Source organism: Iodidimonas muriae (assembly GCF_014647255.1).
GTDB lineage: Bacteria > Pseudomonadota > Alphaproteobacteria > Sphingomonadales > Rhodothalassiaceae > Iodidimonas > Iodidimonas muriae.
Window position 1 is genome coordinate 184,773 of record NZ_BMOV01000001.1, and the last position, 17,548, is coordinate 202,320.

At 53.3% G+C, this 17,548-nt stretch carries 12 protein-coding genes; 8 read left to right on the plus strand and 4 right to left on the minus strand.

Annotated features, from left to right (window positions below):
- The first annotated feature begins 39 nt into the window (after positions 1-39).
- Positions 40-633, plus strand: coding sequence for a PEP-CTERM sorting domain-containing protein (locus IEX96_RS00830; RefSeq protein WP_188873320.1), 594 nt, complete (start codon positions 40-42; stop codon positions 631-633).
- Between the two features lie 144 nt (positions 634-777).
- Here IEX96_RS00830 and prsR read toward each other — a convergent pair whose 3' ends face one another.
- The gene (gene prsR, locus IEX96_RS00835) at positions 778-2,124 is read right to left on the minus strand and encodes a PEP-CTERM-box response regulator transcription factor (RefSeq protein WP_150004664.1); all 1,347 of its coding nucleotides are present in this window, start codon (positions 2,122-2,124) and stop codon (positions 778-780) included.
- Between the two features lie 20 nt (positions 2,125-2,144).
- Positions 2,145-4,130: an XrtA/PEP-CTERM system histidine kinase PrsK gene (prsK, locus tag IEX96_RS00840; protein ID WP_188873321.1), complete on the minus strand. Its 1,986-nt coding sequence runs from the start codon at positions 4,128-4,130 to the stop codon at positions 2,145-2,147.
- 276 nt (positions 4,131-4,406) lie between these two features.
- On the opposite strand from prsK, the gene prsT reads away from it, so the two are divergent.
- From prsT to IEX96_RS00860, 4 genes are all read left to right on the plus strand, one after another.
- Entirely contained in the window at positions 4,407-7,169 is a 2,763-nt protein-coding gene (gene prsT / locus IEX96_RS00845) for an XrtA/PEP-CTERM system TPR-repeat protein PrsT (protein ID WP_150004666.1), read from the plus strand.
- A 459-nt stretch (positions 7,170-7,628) separates the two neighbouring features.
- The gene (locus IEX96_RS00850) at positions 7,629-8,573 is read left to right on the plus strand and encodes a PEP-CTERM sorting domain-containing protein (protein WP_188873322.1); all 945 of its coding nucleotides are present in this window, start codon (positions 7,629-7,631) and stop codon (positions 8,571-8,573) included.
- Positions 8,574-8,827: 254 nt separating this feature from the next.
- A complete protein-coding gene (locus tag IEX96_RS00855; RefSeq protein WP_188873323.1) occupies positions 8,828-9,775 on the plus strand; it encodes a PEP-CTERM sorting domain-containing protein in 948 nt (315 codons plus the stop codon).
- A gap of 142 nt (positions 9,776-9,917) precedes the next feature.
- Positions 9,918-10,853 carry a class I SAM-dependent methyltransferase gene (locus IEX96_RS00860; protein WP_150004669.1) on the plus strand — a complete coding sequence of 312 codons (936 nt, stop codon included), beginning with the start codon at positions 9,918-9,920 and terminating at the stop codon, positions 10,851-10,853.
- On the opposite strand, the gene IEX96_RS00865 is transcribed toward IEX96_RS00860, so the two are convergent.
- Positions 10,803-12,824 carry a ThiF family adenylyltransferase gene (locus IEX96_RS00865; RefSeq protein ID WP_188873324.1) on the minus strand — a complete coding sequence of 674 codons (2,022 nt, stop codon included), beginning with the start codon at positions 12,822-12,824 and terminating at the stop codon, positions 10,803-10,805. The genes IEX96_RS00860 and IEX96_RS00865 overlap by 51 nt on opposite strands.
- A gap of 82 nt (positions 12,825-12,906) precedes the next feature.
- Positions 12,907-13,710 carry a PEP-CTERM/exosortase system-associated acyltransferase gene (locus IEX96_RS00870; RefSeq protein WP_150004671.1) on the minus strand — a complete coding sequence of 268 codons (804 nt, stop codon included), beginning with the start codon at positions 13,708-13,710 and terminating at the stop codon, positions 12,907-12,909.
- Between the two features lie 403 nt (positions 13,711-14,113).
- On the opposite strand from IEX96_RS00870, the gene IEX96_RS00875 reads away from it, so the two are divergent.
- From IEX96_RS00875 to IEX96_RS00885, 3 genes are all read left to right on the plus strand, one after another.
- Positions 14,114-14,722, plus strand: coding sequence for an XrtA/PEP-CTERM system exopolysaccharide export protein (locus IEX96_RS00875; RefSeq protein ID WP_150004672.1), 609 nt, complete (start codon positions 14,114-14,116; stop codon positions 14,720-14,722).
- Between the two features lie 127 nt (positions 14,723-14,849).
- Positions 14,850-16,535, plus strand: coding sequence for an XrtA system polysaccharide chain length determinant (locus tag IEX96_RS00880; RefSeq protein ID WP_150004673.1), 1,686 nt, complete (start codon positions 14,850-14,852; stop codon positions 16,533-16,535).
- Positions 16,536-16,587: 52 nt separating this feature from the next.
- Positions 16,588-17,532 (plus strand): XrtA-associated tyrosine autokinase, encoded by a 945-nt coding sequence (locus IEX96_RS00885; RefSeq protein ID WP_150004674.1) that lies wholly within the window; start codon positions 16,588-16,590, stop codon positions 17,530-17,532.
- The last annotated feature ends 16 nt before the right edge of the window (positions 17,533-17,548 follow it).

A 17,548-nucleotide genomic window follows, 5' to 3' on the forward strand; every position in this document is an offset into this window, starting at 1 on the left:
AATTAAGAATAGCAGCCCAAAATGGCCGCCGGAGTGATAATGAAATCTTTTTCTTTGATAAGTGTGCTGAGCCTGATCGTGGCTTTTTTGCCTGCGTCTGTTCAGGCAAAGCCCGTTGTTGCAGATACAAGCTGCACAACCGGCAATGCCACGGTGGTTGATGCCTCCGGGGTGTCTGTTGGCTTTTCGCGCTGTATTGGCCGTATCAGCGGCAATGATGCCGCCCGCGGTGGCGCGCGGATGCTTGGCATGCTGAATGATGATGATGTGTTTGGCGATCTGGATTGGGTTTTTGCCGGCAAATCGGATAGCGGCGACTTTTGGGCTGATGAAGGGGAAGACTATGGCCATTGGGGGATTTTTGCCGGTCTTGCTCCTATCAGCGGACCGTTCGTGGTCAGCTTCAAACATGGCAACGGCTTCAGCGCTTATTTCTTTGATGGCGTAACCTCGGTGAAGGGCGGGTGGTTTTCTTTGCCTGTCACGCGTTCCAATGGGAGGACCAATGCCTTGTCCCATGCGTCGCTTTTTCTGGCGCAGACCACCACTATTCCAGAGCCTTTGTCCCTTGCCTTGTTCGGGTTTGGCTTGATGGGGTTGGGGGTCGTGCAGCGGCGGCGTTTGAGCCGATAATCCGGTCTATGCTTTGTGGAGGGGCGGTATAAAGGGCGAGGGCCAAAAGGCTTCCTCGCCCTTTTACTATGGCGAAAGATAGCGGTCAGCTGTGCCGCACCAAACAGGCCGTTTTTGTGTTGTCACACTGTGGGGCGAAGGGCCTTAACGCAAGCCGTGATCTGTCAATAATTGATAGAGGGTGGGGCGGCTCACATCCAGTAATCGCGCCGCTTCGGAAATATTGCCGTCGGCTTGGGCCATGGCCCGTTGGATGGCATCCCGTTCCGCTTTTTGGCGCGCAACTTTGATGGAGGGGACCGCTTCGGTGGGGGTGTTTGCCAAATCAAGGTCCGCAGCGCCAATGCGCCCATTGGCGGTGGCAACGGCGCGTTTGATGCGGCTTTGCAATTCCCGCACATTTCCGGGCCAGGAATAGTTGGAAATGGCGGCCAAGGCATCGCTGCCAAAGCCTGCATTTTTAAGGCCTTGCTCGCGGCTCCATTTTTCAAGGAAGGTCTGGGCGATCAACACGGCATCTTCGGGGCGTTCACGCAAAGGCGGAACAAAGACCACCGCTTCTCCAATGCGGTAATAAAGATCTTCGCGGAAATCACCTTCTTTAATGGCGGTTTCCATATCCCGATTGGTGGCGCAAACCAGCCGGAAATCCACAGAAATCTGTTTTCTTCCGCCAACACGCTCGATCACCCGTTCTTGCAAAACGCGCAACAGCTTGGCTTGCAAAGGAAGGGGAAGATCGCCGATTTCATCAAGCATCAAGGTGCCCTGATGGGCTTGTTCGATCTTTCCCATGGTGGTTTTGTGGGCGCCGGTAAAGGCTCCGCGCTCATAGCCAAACAGCTCCGATTCCAGCAGATTTTCCGGAATGGCCGCGCAGTTGATGGCGATATAAGGCCCCTTGACCCGTTTGCTTAGGCTATGCACCCCTGCGGAGAGCAGCTCTTTACCGGTTCCACTGTCGCCGATAATCAGCACGGATACATCGGTTTTGGCCAATCGTTTGATCTGTTCGCAAACAGATTGCATTTTGCTGTCGGCGGTCACCAGTCCGGGAATGGAACTTTGGGTGTTTTCGGCCTGAAGCGCGCGGTTTTCCTGTTCAAGCTCGAATAATTTGCGGGCCCGTTGAACGATCAGTTCAAGCTGATCCAGATCAAGAGGCTTTTCATAAAAATCATATGCGCCCAAGGCCACGGATTTCAGCGCATAGCTGCGCTCTTTCTGGCCGGTCATTACAATGACCTTGGTATCGGGTGATGCTGACAGGATATCTTGTAGGGCCGTCAAACCTTCGCTTGGGCCATCGGCATCCGGTGGCAAGCCAAGATCCAGCAAAGCCACGGCGGGGGCTTCTTTTCGGACAGCTTTTATCGCGGACGGACGGTCTTCACATTCAACGGTTTTCATATCCCCGAAAGCCCATTTGAGCTGGCGGCGAATACCGGGATCGTCATCGACAATCAAAAGCCTATCTGATTTTTCACGCATAGCCTGATGCCAACTTTCTGTTAGGAGAGGGCCGGGAGAACCAGCCGCATTGTTGTGCCAGATCCGGGGCTGCTGACAACCTCCAGGTCGCCGCCTTGTTCCCGGGCAAATTCACGGCACTGAAAAGCGCCGACGCCAAATCCGCTGTTTTTGGTGGAATGAAAAGGTGCAAAGAGTTTGTCGCGTATAAAATCCAATGTCATGCCTGCGCCGTCATCGCTGATATCAATGATTGCATTGGGACCGACAAGGTCAAGAGAAAGCGTAACATTACCCGCCTCGCCGCTGGCTTCCAAGGCGTTGGATAAAAGATGCCCGATGCTGGCCGAAAAGCGCTCTTTGGGAACACGAACCTGAATATTTTTCGCCCGCGGAGACACATGGATGCTTAAGGTCGCTGGATGGTTTTTGCCATATTGGGCGACAGCTTCGTGCAACAGTCCGTGGACGGCAATGTCTTCCGGTTCTTCGGCCGAGCCGCCGCCTTCTTCAAGCTGCGACAGGCGCTGGATCAGCTTTTGTAAGCGCCCGACACTATTGGCGATGGTTTCGTGCATATCGCGCTGGAATTCGGGATTATTGGCGTGGCGATCGAAATTTTTCAGCATCACGGAAAGCTGGCTGATGATGTTTTTGATATCATGGGCCACAAAGGCATATTGCCGGTTGAAGCGGGCAAATTGCCGGGTTTGTTCAAGGCTGGCAACGGCCTTGGCTTCGGCTAGAAAGCTGGCGCATTGCCGGGCCACCAGCAAAACCAGTTCTTCATCTTCCCAATCGATACGGTTTTTTGTGCGCGGTTTGGAAAGGGTCAGAAACCCGATGATCGATTGGTTATGTGGCAGGGGAACCACCACCCATGCGCCATCGTCGCGGGCAAAGGGCGAGGCTTTCAGGCGGCTTCCGTAAAGACATAAAGGGGCGCCTTCTTCATTCAGGAAATGGCTTGGATTATACGCATCTGAAATGGCGTGCCGGGATTTGTAGTTCCATGTTGCCTGTAAGCGCGGGCGGTCATATTCGATCACCCACAGCGCCCCGCCGGGAATTTCCAGAATTTCTGCGCAGGCCCGGATGATCCGGCTTTCCAAAGGGCTTGTGAGGTCGTTTTCGCCAGAAAGGGTTCCCATCAAACGCCGCCATTCATGGGCGTAATCATATTTGCGGGCATAAAAGTTCCGCGCCACGAACAGCTTTATCTTGGCGCGGGCACTGCCCGAAGACAGAAGGAAAAGAAGCAGCATCAAGGCGATGAAAAGCAGCGCCGTTTGTAAGGGCAGTGAGGCCTGAGCGGAGATTTTTGGAATAATCAGGGCCGAAAGGGCCACCAGCATCAGATAAAAACCGATGCCGATTAATGTCAGGGAATATAAAGCGGTTTGGCGGGAAACGAAAAAGGGATCGCGCCAGAATTTGTGCCGCGAGGCCGCGATCAGCAAAAGCGGAACCGCCACAAGGTTCAGCAGCCCCCGCAGGGTGAAATATTCGCTGCGTGGCCCGGATACGGCAAAAATCTGTGCATGGACGAACAATTCATATGTGAACACAATGCCAAGGGGAATGCAGATGAATTTCAATGCCCAGCGTTCATATTCGCTGGCGGCTTGGAAAACCCCCACCACAGCGGCCAAGGTGATGACAATGGCCAACAGGTCGATAATGTAAATGGACTGGCCAACCAGATTTGCCAGATGCGGCGGCAGGCCCAAAAGAAAAAGCGCGCCGATTTTTGCCAGAATCAAAACCGGGGTGGCAATGCGAATAATATGCGGCAGTCCCTTTGCGGACGAGGGCAAAAGGCTGGCCAAAAACAGGGCCCAACAGACAAAATGGGCCGTATGCAACACCAGAGCCAGCCAGCCAACGAACGGATAGCCAAGAATAACTTGGCTTACCGCCCATAGGGCGTGGATAATGGCCGCCAAAGCGAAAAGCCGCGTTTGCCCGTTGCGCCATCCTTTTGCCAACAAAAGAACAGCGAGCCCGAAAAAACCGAAAGCGGTCAAGATAAATGACCACTGATATATCATGCCGTAAGATCCCCTGTTCTTGCGCCATAAGGCAAACGTTACCTTCTAACAGTGTGTGACATTACGCAAGTCGAACGCCATATCTTGTGTGTTTTTCCTGTTATGGCTGTGACTTGGTGAACATTATAGGCAAACAATATGCTAGGCTTATATTCTGCAAAGACAGGGGGGGTAGGATCTGCCTCTCTTGACAGAAGGGGAACAGATGGCGCCGCATGATTTGGTGCTTGTTGATAAGGCGATGAGGGTAGAATGAAAAAATCAAGTTTAGTCCGGTCGATCGGTGCGTCTTTGATGTTTGCTGCGGTTTTGGGGACGGCAGCCTGCTCACCCGGGGACCCGGAAAGCCGCGCACAAAAATATTACGAATCCGCACAGACAAAATATCAGGCCAATGAAGTGTCGGCGGCTGTGATCGAATTGAAGAATGCCTTGCAAGAATCGGCACAATTCGCTCCGGCACGTTTGCTTCTCGGGAAGATTTATCTGGAAAACTACCAGCTCGCACAAGCCGAGAAAGAGCTGACTCGCGCACGGGATCTGGGGGCTGCACCAGAAGACTATCTGGCTCCTTTGATGCTTAGTCATGTTCTGGCCACCAAATATGTGGATGCCTTGAGCTTGGTGGAAGCGGCTCCGGCAGAGGCACAAATCCTGCCGGAAGTGATAGATTATCATGCGGATGCGCTGGTGGGGCAGGGGCGCTATGCGTCAGCGCGTGAGTTGCTGAACGGTGCAGATCCGATGACCGGCAATCATCTGGCACGCCTTGGGCAAATTGCCGTTTTAGAAGGGGACCCGGAAGAAGCCGCCCGTTTGTCGCAACAAGCATTGGAAGTCGATCCGGATAGCCTTGTGGCTAATCTTTTGGCAGGACGGCTGGCAATCCGTGAAGACGATATGGTTGCGGCGGAAGGATATTTCTCCAAAGCCGTTGAAATCGACCCCACCTCTCCGCCAGCGTCTTTGACATTGACCACGGTCTTGATCGATCAGGAAAAACTTGATGAGGCTTTGGCGACTCTCGAGGCTTTGGCGCGGCGTGGAATCTCTACGATGCAGGCGGTTTATCTGCGCTCTTTGATCGCCCTTCAGCAGCAGGATTTCGAACTGGCAAAATCGGCGGCAGAGCGGGTTCTGTCTTCTGCACCCCGGAATCGTCCGGCGCTTTTGGTGGCGGGTGTGGCCAATAGCGCACTTGGCAATGATGAAGTGGCCGTTACCTATTTGCAGCGCTTTGCCAATGATGACCAGATTCCGCTGGTGGCCAGCAGGGCTTTGGCCTGGTCCAGCTTGCGTTTGGGCCGCGCCGATGATGCCTTGGAAGCTGCGGGCAGGTCTGCGGAAGAAAGTGATGATGCCGCATCTTTGCGCCTTGCCACGGCGGCAGCTTTGCAATCGGGACAGCTGGATAAGGCTGTTTCTTATATGCAAACCGTTTTGGAAAACGAGCCGGATAATCTGTCCTTGGCCACGGGGCTTGCCACTTTGAAGCTGTCTGCCGGTGATAAGGACGGGGCGGATGATATCCTGAAACGGATTCCCTCCACTGGGGAGGACCGCACAACGGAAGAGCAGATTCGTCTTGGGATCGTGCATTTGCGGGCCGGAAATACACAGCAGGCATTGGACATCGCGCAAGGCTTGCGGCAGAAATCGCCAAACAGCGCTGCGGGTTATTCGCTTGCTGGTTTGGCGTTTGTGCAAGATGGGCAACAAACAGCGGCTGTGGAGCAGTTTGAAAAGGCGCTGGAGATCGAGCCGGGGTCTTGGGTTTCCGTGAATGCGCTTGTTTCTCTTCTGAGAACGCAAGGCCGGGGAGACGAGGCTTTAACCGTTTTGGAAACCGCCCATGAAGCGAGACCGGACAATGTCCAGATCGCCATGGCTTTGGCGCAGATGAAAGCCTTGGCGGGGGATGTGGCGGAAAGCGAAGCCATTCTCAAACGAATGGTAGATGCCGCGCCGGATGCCATCGAGCCGCGCATTGCCTATGCCCGGATGTTGTTGTTGCTGGGGAAACCGGGACAAGCCCTGACCGAGGCCCAAAGTGCCTCGAAAATGGACCCTGCAAATCCGGCTGCTTTGGAAACGGTCGGGCTGGCCTATCGGGCGCAGGGCGAGCACCGCAAAGCGGTCGATGTGTTCCAGTCTATGATCGGGCAGCTTCCTGATAATGCCGATGCGCGCTATCTCCTTGGGCGAAGCTTGGCTGAAGCGGGAAGCGACGAGGCCGCAATCGATGCCATGCGTCGTACCATTGATCTGGATGGCAATAAGCTGGAGGCGCGCACCGCCCTTATTCGCTTATTGGCTTTGCGGGGTGAAATGGATGGGGCCAAATCGGAGCTTGAGGCGTTGAAAGCGATCTCGCCACCCAATGCGGCTCTTTATGATCTGGAAGGCTTTGTCGCTTTGAGCGATGGCAAAGCAAAGGACGCCTCACGTAAATATCGTCAAGCCTATGAAACGGACCCCACACCTTTGCGGGCAGTCACTTTGGCGCGCAGCCTGTGGGTGGCTGAGGATAAAAAAGATGCCATCCATGTTCTGGAAGGTCGTTCAGAACCCATGTCCAGATTGCAGCTTGCACAGTTTTACTTTCAGGAAAACCGGGCCGAAGATGCAAAAGAACAATATCGTATCCTGACACGGGAAAATCCGAAGAACCCTGTATATTTCAATGATTTCGCGTGGGTTCTTTGGGAAAAAGGCGATCTTGACGAAGCCTATGAAAATGCAACAAAGGCCATGAAACTGGCACCCAATGCCCCTGCGATCCAGGATACCTATGGCGTGATCGCTTTGGCTCGCGGTGATGTGGACGGGGCTATAGAAGCGCTTCAACCAGCCTTTGAAGCAGCGTCGCATGATCCGGATATCGCCTTGCATCTGGCGAAGGCCTATCTGGCGCGGGGTCGCACCAGCGAAGCCCGCACATTGCTTCAGGATTTGGCGGGGCGCGATGGTTTCTCCGGCCAAGCAGAAGCGCGGGAATTGCTATCGACCCTTTAACCGAGCGGATCAGCTGAAATCTGAACGGCCACCCGTGATAAAACGGGGGGCCGTTTTTTTACAGCGCTGTTCCGGCCCAAAGGCGCAGAGATGGCGTCTTCACATATCCGAAATTCACAGAAAATCTTTTAATATCAGCTTATTGGTTGATATCTGTAAAATATTCCGACAGATGGAAAGAAGGCTAAAATATCGGATAAGTAATTGATATATGTTGGTTTTAATCAAGTCCTTTTTCTATTCCCGATTCTAGAGTGGCCAATAGGGCCGCAATAGCAAAATGCAGCGTCGGATTGGTTTACAAATGATTAATTTTTGGAAATTAAACAAATAAAAAACGTAATATAGTGATCTGTTGCATATGCTGAAAGAAAGGTTGGCATGCTGTGTGCATTGATGGGGGGGAATATGTCGGGTTTGTCTCGGCATAACCCAAGGCTCAAAGTGGAGGGCAAAGGAATGCGCACGAAAATTTTAGCAGCATCAGTTGCATTGGCAGTGGCAGGGATGGCCGCACCAGCGCATGCTGGGCTTCTCATGGACGGGATCACCTTCGACCTTCGTGGTCTTGATGGTCTGGCCAATGATGACATGTATCTTATTGAGAATATTGATCAGATCAACTTTCTCGCTCGCGTCCAAGCCTTTACGGGTGACACGAATAATAATGGCCTTCCCGATGTGGGTGAAACCTTCAGCGCTTTTGGCAGTGGTCAGGCAACGCAGTTCACCAATAACGACACGGGCAGCCTAAACCCCTTGCTCCTTAATTTTGCCGGAACCAATGGCGGGCTTGACGGGTTTGAAATAACTTTCCGTTTTCGCGCCGATGGGGTGTTCACGGATATTGATCTGACGGATGCGAATTTTGATCATACCGCTTGTCTGGATGCCGGTCAGTGCCTGCTTGAACTGTATGTGGATAATATTGGTGCTGATGGCAGCCAGTTCGTGTTGAACGATGCGCATGCGACGTCCTCTAATGGTGTGAAATTCGCCACCTTTGAAGTGAAGCCCCAGCAAGGCGGTGTGTTTGATTTCACCACCGGTGACGGATCGGACAATATCAACTTCCAGCTTATCGATGCCCTTGCCGGCGTCTTGATTGATAGCAAGACCGGTGCGGATTTGCTGGATAAGGTGAACGGCAATGGCGACCCGATTTTGATGGCAATGGCCGACTCCAATTTCGACAGTGGTGCTGGCTTTGGTTCCGTGTCTTGCCCTGATGGGGACTTCTTCGGTGGAACACTTGGCGAACCAGCCACTCAGAATGCAACGAACTTCTGCGTGAATGAAGATGGGTCCCTCGTCTTTGTTCCAGAACCCAGCACGTTGGCCCTTTTGGGTGGTGCCTTCATGCTGATGGGAGCGGGTGTCGCACGGCGTCGTCGTAACGCCTGACATCCACGGGGAACGTCACGAAAGGAAGGGCTCGCATAGTGCGGGCCCTTTTTCTTTGTGTCTAATCGGCGGGGAACTGTCGGAAAGATTTACAGTTCAGGCTTGTTGTGGAGCATGGAAGAAAGTGCCGAACGCAAAATTGCTTGTTATTATTAGAGAATTTCTAATTGGCATGATGATTGCTTTTATAGTGGCGAGGCAACGTCGGGTTTGTCCCTGCGTATCTCAGGACTCAAATGTTAGAGGGAACAGAAATGCGCACGAAAATTTTAGCAGCATCGGTTGCATTGGCAGTGGCAGGGATGGCCGCGCCGGCACATGCTGGGCTTCTTATGGACGGGATCACTTTTGACCTTCGCGGTCTGGATGGTCTTGGAAATGACGACATGTATGTCATTGAGAATGTTGACCAAGTCAACTTTCTTGCTCGGGTGCAGGCTCAAACCGGGGATAGCAATGGCAATGGCCTTCCCGATATTGGTGAGACCTTCAGTGCTTTTGGCAGTGGCCAGGCAACGCAGTTCACCAATAATGACCTTGGCAGCATGAACCCCTTGCTTTTGAATTTTGCGGGTCAGTTTGGCGGGCTTGACGGGTTTGAAATCACCTTCCGCTTCCGCGCCGATGGTGTGTTCACAGACATTGATCTGACGGATGCGAATTTCAGTCATACCGCTTGTCTGGATGCCGGCCAGTGCTTGCTGGAGCTGTATGTGGACAATATTGGCACCGATGGTAGCCAGTTCGTGTTGAATAACGCCCATGATACTGCGGCCAATGGTGTGAAATTTGCTACTTTTGAAATGTTGTCCCAACAAGGTGGCGTGTTTGATTTCACCACCGGTGACGGTTCGGACAATATCAACTTCCAGCTTGTCGATGCCCTTGCCGGTGTCTTGATTGATAGCAAGACCGGTGTGGATCTGCTGGATAAGGTGAACGGCAATGGCGATCCGGTATTGATGGCGATGGCCGACTCCAATTTCGATAGCGGTGCTGGCATTGGTGCCGTGTCCTGCCCGACGGGTTCGTTCTTGGGTGGCAATCTTGGCCAACCCGCCAATGGTCAAAGCGCCGTAGATTTCTGTGTGAATGAAGATGGCTCCATCGTCTTTGTTCCGGAGCCCAGCACGCTGGCCCTTTTGGGTGGTGCCTTCATGCTGATGGGAGCGGGTGTTGCACGGCGTCGTCGTAACGCCTGACATCCACGGGGAACGTCACGAAAGGAAGGGCTCGCAAAGTGCGGGCCCTTTTTCTTTTTCCTAACATTTCCCGCTTATACTGGTGACGGTAAAGGGATAGGATTCGATTGCTTTTCTTTCGCCGGTGATATTGGAGGTGGCTGTGTCTGAATTTGGCTTATTGAAGACATTTGCGCGAGAACTGGTTAGTTCGGAAACCAGCGCGCGTGTGCCAGAGCCGGATCTGGTGATGGAAGACCCCGAAAAGGTTGCCGCCTTCACCCGGGCGGGCCGCGAAGACGGGGTTATGGCCCCGGTCTATCTTTATCATTGTGCGCACATCTGTTCCGTTATCCGCCCCAATGAAACCGTGGTGGATCTTGGTTGTGGTCCGGCAACCCAATTGGCCATGGTGGCCCGCCTGAACCCCGAAACCAATTTCATCGGGATTGATCTCTCTGATGAAATGTTGGACCGCGCCCGCGCCCATTGCAAAGAGCAAGGGTTGAAAAATGTGTCCTTCCAAAAAGGCGATATCACCGCATTATCCGATCTTCCCGATGCCAGTTGCGACGCCGTGATGTCTACGGTGGTGCTGCATCAGCTTCCCAATCTCCGTGCATTTCATAAATGTCTGGAAGCTGCGCGCCGTATTTTAAAGCCGGGTGGGGGGCTTTATATGGTGGATTTCGGGCATTTGAAATCGGAACGGTCCATTGATTATTTTGCGTATCAATATGCCGATCGTCAGCCGGAATTGTTCACCATTGATTATTTGAATTCGCTGCGGGCGGCTTTTCATCTATCCGATTGGCAAAAAGCGGCGGCGGTCCATTTTGCGAAAGATGCCACCTTATATTCCACCATGGTGATGCCTTTCATGGTGGCTTTGAAAAGCCGGGTTCGACGGCCTTTATCCGGGGATGTGGCGTCTAGCTTGCAAGCGATGCGCAAGGAGATGCCGGTCTGGCATCAAAAGGATTTCCGGGATCTTGCCTTTTTCTTCCGTTTTGGCGGGTTGAGATGCCCGATGCCTTGGCGTCAAATTCTAAGGATTTCCAGCCCCAAAGCCGGATCCGTTCACCATCAGGGCGCTTAAGGGTTGCCGGACAGAGCGGGATTGCACAAGGGAGCGGCCACGGCCGATACGACCGGGAAAAACCACCGCATCGGTTGAGCATCCCAGCAGTGTCTCAAAAGTTTTCCCGATGGCTTGGGCTTTTTCGGCTGTGCGGCGTTCGGACCAGCGATGTTGATGGGCGGCTCCATGGCCGAAGATCAATGGCGCAAAACTTGGCTGCAGGCTAAGGCCAAGGGATTCTGCCGTCAGCCAAAAGCGCTGTAATGTGCGGCCAGCCTCGATCCAGTCGCTCACCGGCCTGTCTGGTCGGTCTTCTCGCCACCTTATGAAGAAATGCGCCGCACAATTGAGGCCGGGTAAAATATCCAGTTGCAAGCTGGCGGCCCATGCGCCGCCCAAAAACCGGTTCAGGATTTTAGAGCGTGACCATTTTGCATTGGCCCAGCGCATGATGGCAATGGTCATGGGATCCAGCCCCACGGCTTTTGCCGGCAAGCCATAAGCGGCATGGTTGTTTTCAAAGTGGATCGCCTTTTGATGGACTTTATGGCATTCCTCGATGGTCAATCGCAGCCTCGTGGCCAGCATATTCAAACGGGTGGAGGCCCAGCGGTCTTTGCGGCTTTCAAACCATTCGATATAGAATGTGTCAAAAAGCGCTGCCTCCAGGCTTTTCTTCTCATGCGCGTCCAGGCTGTCCCGCCGATAGGGCCGACGATCCACCGTGCGGGACATGATGAAAGGGGCCAGCGGGCTGACGGGGATCGTGTCATCTTTTTTGAATGTCACATAAAGCCGAACCTGTTCCGGCTCATTTTCGTTCTCGACGGTCCAGTCGCATGTAAAACCGAATTTGCTTGCCGCAATGCGGAGCGTTTCCAAAAGGCCGCCAGCCGCCAGCCAGATGGGGCGACCATTGGCGTATTCATAGATATTGGCCCCCGGCTCATAGTGTAAATGAACGCGTATATGATGGTCGTCCAGAACATCGAACCGCCAAGGTTGTTCATTGTCTCCGGACGGTGCCCATCGGGCGAGATCGAGGATTTTATAAAGTGTCGGGGCATCTTCTGCGACGCTGGACGCATAAATATCCTCACGCGGGGCAATTCGTTTGATCCAATGCTGGGCCAGCGCAATTTTGATCCGCCGCACGGGATGGGCATTGCCGCCTTGGGTGCGGCCGGATTTGAAGCGCAATCCATGGGGATCGAATTGGTGGAACCACGGGGCCGGACGCAAAGAGCCGCGTTTTAAAAGCACTTTCAAGGCTTCGGCCCCAAGAATGGCGCTGGCCATGCCGCATGCCATGGGGGTGGATGGCCCCGCTTTGGCGGAAAAATCCACTCGGCTGGGGTCCACAAGGGCCGGGCGATGCAAAGCCGCCGGGGCCAATCCGATCATGAATCGTACATATTGCTGTTCGGTGCTTGCGCCATCAAAGCGGAAATACTCTTCAAAGCTCATGCTGTCGGGGGTGAAGATCAGCCATGCCGAGCCCAGCCCCAAAGGGGCCACCGTTATGGCCGGAATGCCTTTTTCCCGGGCGCGGGCAAACAGTTTCCGGCGAATATCGAGCACAAAAAAGTCGAGCCCGTCAACGAACAGATCAACACCATCAAGAAATGCATCAATGCTGCTGTCGGTTATGCCTTCGGGGAAAGGGGTGATCTGCGCTTCGGGATTAATATCCGCCACCATATTGGCGATAATCGCGCATTTCGGCGCCCCGATCGTTGAAGAAAAAGCGCCGGCCTGCCTGTTCATATTGGCCAGATCGAAGCGGTCGAAATCCGCCAGATGAAACGCTCCGATCCCCAATCGGGCCAACATCAAAGCATGAGAGCCGCCCACACCGCCAAGCCCGGCAATGGCAACCCGTTTTCTCCGCAGAATATGAAGTTCTGTTTGGCTTACCCAGCCAAGCGTGCGGCCAAATGCTATCTCATAATCGAAATGTGCAGAGGGAATATGCTCGCTTTTTGTCATTATCGCTGTGCTCTGCTTTCCATAATTGATTGCGGCATTTGTGTCTGGATGGGTGGGTGGGTGGCCATAAGACACGGCCCCATTATGCACTCAGGATGCGTTTCTCCGGATTGGCCCGGGGCCAGATCCGGCCACTATCCGTAATTGCGTGCCAGATTTCAGGGCGATGCTCATAAATTTCTTCAAGAAGGTCCGACATATTCCGATAAACAGGATAGCGGGTGCCATGATAGGTCACACGTTCGCCGGTGCGCTCGAACCGGATACCAAGCCGCTGCAACAAACGGATCAAGGCTGGCTCTACCACTGCTGTTACATGGGTCATTCCTGCATCGCGGGTCATTTCCACAATGGCGCGCATCAGCCCCAATGTGATGCTTGGCAGGGCGCGGCGGCCGAGAAATTCCGGAGAATTCTTTTTGATATTGGATGGATAAAGCCCATCACCAAGGCGTTTTCGAAAATCTTTCGAGACGGAAAACCGGGAGATTTCTGCGGTGGTTTCAGGGGGAAGAATCGAGGCGGGCATTGTCCTGAGTGCTTCGGAAACCTCAAGTGAGGGAAGCCCGGAGCAGTTCCTCTCTCGATTGGGGATGATCAGGCGGACCGTTCCGGCAACGATGGAGGAGGGACGGTGAAGCAACAAACTGTGGAATGCGTGCTCGTCGGAAGGATCCTTCTCAAGGCCACCCGGATTGTTTTGAGAACTTTCGAATCCCGTTTCGATACAATAAACCTGATATCGCAGCTTTTGTGACCGTTTTATCAGGTGGGGTGTATCGCACCGCACCACGTCGAACCATTTGTAATATAGCTCAGTCAAGTTGAATTCCGTCACTGTTTTTTGCTGTGACGCATTCGCCAGTTGTGCTTCCTGAGTAATCATCGGACTGCCATTTTCTATTGACCGATAAGGATGAATGAGAGTTCACGACTCTTATTCTTTCATTGAACCCTATCGTACGGTCCTTAATTCTTCCTAAAAGACTATGACGAACTGCAAGTGGATTTTACTAGTGCTTAATAAATTTGGCATTTTTGTGTGACCGACAGAAATTTTTTACATAATTTTTCAATATCTATCAAATTAATTGAATATTCTTTTTTAACGGAGTTTTATGAATTTCAGGTTGAAGATTTGTATCAAAATGAGATTTTCTCAAAATGACACATAGCGCAAACAGTTAGGCTTTATAAGATCATAAGCATGATGGAAAATATCACGCCCCTGTGATAGGTGTGTGGAGGGCGTGGTAATGCGATATGGGTTTGGACAGGAAATATTAGATATGGCTAAAACGATATGTGCGCTGATGATGGTGGCTGTTCTTTCGGCCTGTGCGGCAAAAAATACTTTGCCGTCTGTCGGATTGCAGTCTTCCGGTTTGGAGTCGCCGCTTTATCGGATTGGTGCCGGCGATTCGCTTAGTATCTTCGTTTGGCGCAATGAAGATCTGGCAAGCAGTGCGCAGGTGCGGCCCGATGGTCGTATCACATTGCCTTTGATCGATGATCTGGAAGCGGCCGGTAAAACGCCAACCGAATTGGCCCGCGATATCGAAGAAGCGCTCAGCGTATTTGTGCAAGACCCACTGGTTACGGTGATGGTGACCGGCTTTGTCGGGACATTTGAACAGCAGGTGCGGGTCGTGGGCGCGGCGACGAACCCGTCGGCCATTCCTTATCGCGCCAATATGACATTGCTGGATGTGATGATTGCCGTTGGCGGCCTGTCGGAATTTGCGGCGGGCAACAGGGCCACATTGGTGCGTTGGGTCGATGGCGAACAGAAAGAATATCGTGTGCGTTTGGACAGCCTGTTGAAAGGCGGCGATATCGAGGCGAATACGATGGTCCTGCCGGGCGATATCATTATCATTCCGGAGACGTTTCTTTGAGGCGAGGTCGCTGCAATGGCAAAACATCCGGGCATTGGCAGATGAGCAAGGCGGCAGGTGTTTTCGGTGCAGGTATTTTCGGCTATGGCGCGCCGGATTTTCCATATGATGGGAAGTGAGTAACGAGATGACGGACCTTTATCAGCAAATCTTATTTTATGGTGGGGCGTTATGGCGTCGGCGCTGGCTGATTTTTTCCATCAGCACCATGGTGGCGGCTCTTGGCTGGATGGGTGTTGCCTCGCTGCCCAATCAATATCGGTCTTCCGCGCGCATTTATGTGGATACGGGAACGGTCTTGCGTCCTTTGCTGGCTGGCGTTGCGGTGGAAGACGATGTGAACCGGCAAGTAGAAATCATGCGTCGTACATTGCTCAGTCGCCCGAATATGGAGCAATTGGCGCGGATGACGGATATGGATATCGAGGCGGATACGCCCTCCCAGATGGAAGCGCTGGTCGAGCGTCTGCAATCGCGTATTGCTTTAAGGTCGGAGCGCGACAATCTCTTCAATATCAGCTTTGTGGACCCGTCCCCCAATCGGGCAAGGGATGTGGTGCAGGCTTTGACAACATTGTTCGTGGAAAACAATCTGGGGCAAAACCGGGCCGATATGGATAATGCCCAGGATTTTTTGCAACGCCAGATTTCCGATTATGAACGAAAGCTCGATACGGCAGAACGTGATCTGGCCCGGTTCCAGCAAGACAATGCCGCGTTTTTGCCCGGGCAAACAGGATTGCAAACAAGCCTTGCCGAAGCAAAAGCCGCGCGCGCCAGTATAAAGGGCGCTTTGGAAGATACGCTGGCACGGCAGAAATTGCTGGAGCGTGAATTGGCCGAAACGCCGCAATTGATTTCCCACAGTGCGGGGGGATCGGGGCCGCCAAGCAATATCGAAGCGCGGATCATTGACGTGCAGGCTTCTTTGGAAGCGATGCGGGCGCGTTATACCGATCAGCATCCCGATGTGGTGACCTTGAACCGGCAGCTTGCCAATTTGCGGAAAGAATATGAAGCCATGTCATCGGCTTTTGGCAGCGCAGGGCCCGCGCAGGCAGGCCCCGGGGAGCCAGCCGTTCCCAATCCGGTCTATTCTGATTTGCGGCTGGAACTTATCCGCGAACGCTCCAATGCCGAGACATTGAAAGAGCAATTGCATCGGGCGGACGATAGAGTGGCTGCCCTTGAGGAGCGGGTGTTCCAGGTGCCTGAAGTGGAAGCGCAATTGAAGCGCCTGACCCGCGATTATGATGTGATCCGCAAAAATTATGAAACCCTGTTGTCCCGCCGTGAATCCGCGCGGATTTCTGCGGATCGTGAACAGGCCGGAAGCCGGGTGAATTTCCGGATCATCGAAGCGGCGTCGATCCCCTTATTGCCGGATGGCCCGCCTCGGGGTTTGTTTCTGGCCGTGGTTCTTGTCGGCAGTGTGATTGCTGGCGCGGGGGTTGCTTGGGTGCTGGCGATGGCGCGGGTAACCTATGGATCGGTCGATCATTTGCGTCGTGATTTCGACATTCCGGTGATCGGCGCTCTCACCGTTGTTGGCGGATTGAATGATGAGCGCAATAAACGGATGGATAAAATCCGTTTGCTGGGCGGTATTGCAGCGTTGCTGCTGGTGTTCATGATTCTGGTCTTCATCGAAAGCCGCTTTGGCCTGCCCAGAAGCAGGGGCTTGGCCTATTTGCTGTGTTTCCTTGTCTTTATTGGCGGAGGACTTGTCTTGCTTCTGGAACGGTTCAAATTCCCGATCTTGTTTGGCGATCGCCCGATTACCCTTTTCGATCGTGTCATAAATAGAGCCTGACGGTTGCACGTTCAGGGACCATATTCAGTGAAACAGTCTTGTGAGACAATGCATGCGAGATGACGAAGGGCGAAGAGGCAAAGGACTTGAAGGCGCATCCTTGATCGAGCGTGCGGCGGAGCGTCTTTATAAGGATCGCAAAGGGACAGGGCCGGCTTCCGGGTCTGGTTCCCATGCCCACCGGAAAAAGCCGGATGGAGCTGCAGTGTTTTCTTCCACAGAGGGAAGCGAAAGCAGTCAGCATGTGCATATCGATCTGGATGCGCTGGCGGCGCACGGCTATCTGACGCCGAAATCCATGCGGTCGCAACTGGCGGAAGAAATGCGCTTGATCAAGCGCACCGTGGTGCAAACCTTCTGGTTTCAAGAGGTGGACCGGGCCAATCTGATCATGGTGTCGAGCGCTTTTCCCGGTGAAGGCAAAAGCTTCGTATCGCTTAATCTGGCCATCAGCCTTGCTTGCGAGGTGGATTTCCATGTCTTGCTGGTGGATGCGGATTTCGAGCGCCCTGTCATTTTTGACCGATTGGGATTGGGACGCGGACCGGGGCTGATGGATCTTCTCAAAAATCCGGATCTGGATATGAGCGAGATCATCATGCGCACCAATATCGACCGATTGTCGGTGATTGGTCCGGGCAGCCGCGATGATATGTCCACAGAGCTTTTGGCGAGCCAAAGAATGCAGCAAATCGCTCAGGAAATGGCGGACCGCTATCCTGACCGGCTGATTATTTTCGATACGCCGCCGCTTTTGTCCTGTTCGGAACCTGCGGTTCTGGCAGAATTGATGGGGCAGGCCGTTTTTGTGGTGGAAGCCGATTCCACACAGAAAGAAGCCATTGAAAAGGCTGTAGAACTGGTGCCGTCAACCTGCAAGCTGGGGCTTGTTTTGAACAAAAGCACGCCGGGCCTTGGGGACAAACATTATCCCTATTATGGCTATCGCGGCTATCGGGATGTGGAGGACGATCACCCTGCGACCGAGAAGCGATAGGGGGCGCATGGCCTTG

Excerpts from the sequence above, each read along its gene's own strand:
- IEX96_RS00885 (WP_150004674.1), top strand. The coding sequence starts at position 16,588 with ATGCGAGATGACGAAGGGCGAAGAGGCAAAGGACTTGAAGGCGCATCC.
- prsR (WP_150004664.1), bottom strand. The coding sequence starts at position 2,124 with ATGCGTGAAAAATCAGATAGGCTTTTGATTGTCGATGACGATCCCGGT.
- IEX96_RS00870 (WP_150004671.1), bottom strand. The coding sequence starts at position 13,710 with ATGATTACTCAGGAAGCACAACTGGCGAATGCGTCACAGCAAAAAACA.
- IEX96_RS00875 (WP_150004672.1), top strand. The coding sequence starts at position 14,114 with ATGGCTAAAACGATATGTGCGCTGATGATGGTGGCTGTTCTTTCGGCC.
- IEX96_RS00865 (WP_188873324.1), bottom strand. The coding sequence starts at position 12,824 with ATGACAAAAAGCGAGCATATTCCCTCTGCACATTTCGATTATGAGATA.
- IEX96_RS00855 (WP_188873323.1), top strand. The coding sequence starts at position 8,828 with ATGCGCACGAAAATTTTAGCAGCATCGGTTGCATTGGCAGTGGCAGGG.
- prsT (WP_150004666.1), top strand. The coding sequence starts at position 4,407 with ATGAAAAAATCAAGTTTAGTCCGGTCGATCGGTGCGTCTTTGATGTTT.
- IEX96_RS00880 (WP_150004673.1), top strand. The coding sequence starts at position 14,850 with ATGACGGACCTTTATCAGCAAATCTTATTTTATGGTGGGGCGTTATGG.
- IEX96_RS00830 (WP_188873320.1), top strand. The coding sequence starts at position 40 with ATGAAATCTTTTTCTTTGATAAGTGTGCTGAGCCTGATCGTGGCTTTT.
- IEX96_RS00850 (WP_188873322.1), top strand. The coding sequence starts at position 7,629 with ATGCGCACGAAAATTTTAGCAGCATCAGTTGCATTGGCAGTGGCAGGG.